The 1,787-nt window shown below is 62.9% G+C and carries 1 protein-coding gene; it reads left to right on the top strand.

All coding sequences use genetic code 11. From position 1 onward, the window contains the following. Positions 1-745: 745 nt before the first annotated feature. Positions 746-1,787: transposase (locus GY769_09890; GenBank protein MCP4202234.1), on the top strand; the 1,042-nt coding region annotated here is incomplete at its 3' end.

Raw genomic sequence — 1,787 nt, 5'->3', positions numbered from 1 at the left:
GCGCCGCGACGCGGCGCATCGCCGCCGCCGCCGGCGGGCGGCGGCCGCTCTCGTCGTAGGCGTAACCAGGGCGTAAGTTGGAAGGGTAACGAGACCGACTTCGACCGGGCGATCGAGCCCCGGATCGTCCGCCTCGATTCCGCCGCCGCCGACCTCTGCTCCGAGCACCTGAAGCGCAGGCGCCGGCCGCGTTCGCGCCCACGGGTCAGAGACCTGGACTTCGAGTACAACCAGATCACGGTGCGCGAGTTTACGAGACCATCTTCGCCAACAGAGCGGCCCGGTCGTGGGCGCTCTCGACCAGACACCGAGCGGGGACGAAGTCTTGGCGCTTGCGTCAAGTCTTCGTCGTCGCGAACGTCCTTGTGGGTCGCGAGTGCAACGAGCGGCCCGCTAGAACCGAGGATCGAGGTCGGTGCCGGGGCCTACGGCCTCCGGATGCAGTAGCCCGTCACCTACCCGCCGTGTAATACCTCCCAGCGCTCAGGCTGGCAGTAACTATTCGTCGAACCCGTTCTCGGTGTTTCCCGCCTCATTCCCACACGGAGCAGGGGAACGCTCTCGCCCGGCGTTCATTACCGGCTGCTGAAGCCGCGGGGCGCCCTTCGTCTCCAGGGGCCCCTCCTGGGTCCGCAGGACTCGGATCCTCCCGGTCGCCTGCCTCGGTCGGCGAGTATCGAGTTTTTCTCCTAAGAAAGCTCATTTAGGGCTGGACACAGAATTTCGGCTCTGGTACAAAGGGGGCATGGACCCTGGTTCGATTCCAATCCCTGCCTTTCTCGACAGCGCGTTGCCCACATGCCTGGCCCATCACCGCTGGACGGCAGCAAAACGCTCCAGGCCTTGTGCCGACTGCCCTCTGGCAGCCGAGAACGTCGAGCTTCGTCAGCAAGCGCGCTACTGGGAGAGTGTGTTCAAGCGGGCGCGGGAAAGAGAGAAGCAGCTTCAAGAGGAAAGCGAGCAGCAGAAGGCACGGATCAAGGAGCTCGAACGGCAGCTCTTCGGTCGCAAGTCGGAGAAGGGTCACTCGCGCCCTCGGGGCGCGTCCGGTTCGGGCAAGGCGCAGGGCAAACGGGGCCAGAGACCGGGCCAACCCGGTCCCGGCCGTCGCGATACTTCGCAGCTGCCGGCCAAAGAGGAGATTAGTGAGCTCTGTGAGCAGGAATGCCAATGTCCGCTGTGCGGTCTGCCGTATGAAGAGGACGAGTCTCTTGGCACAGAGGACTCCGAGGTGATTGAGATCGAGGTCAAGGCCCACAAACGCCGGATTCGTCGCAAGCGTTACCGGCCGACGTGTCAGTGTCCCCTGCCGCAGATCATCACGGCTCCAGGGCCGCCCAAGCTGATTCCCAAGGGCCTTTACGGGATTTCGTTGTGGGTGCAGATCTTGCTCGACAAGTATTGCTTCCTGCGTCCGACCAACCGTTTGTTGGAGGATCTGCGCACGTACGGGGTCGACCTGTCGCCGGGCACTCTCACCGGAGGGCTCAAGAAGCTATTTCCTGTTTTCGAGCCGATCATGGACGAGATCATCGTCAAGAATCTCGAAGAGAGGCAATGGAATGCCGACGAGACCTGCTGGCGGATGTTTGTGTCGGTTCTAGAGCTGACGCGCCGACTTGAAAATGGCGAGCTGCCGCCCGGTTGTGAGGTTTCCGATCTCAAGCCCGACGGCAAGTGGAAACTGTGGGTCTTCCAATCTCGTTCGGCAGCGGTCTTCCGGCTCGATCCAACGCGCAAAGCACGGGTCCCCGAAGGGTACTTCCACAACGTCGAAAGCGGGATTC

Source organism: bacterium, assembly GCA_024224155.1.
Taxonomy (GTDB): Bacteria; Acidobacteriota; Thermoanaerobaculia; order Multivoradales; family JAHEKO01; genus CALZIK01.
The sequence above is the reverse complement of the archived record's forward strand: the minus strand, read 5'-3'. Positions and strand labels throughout refer to the sequence as shown.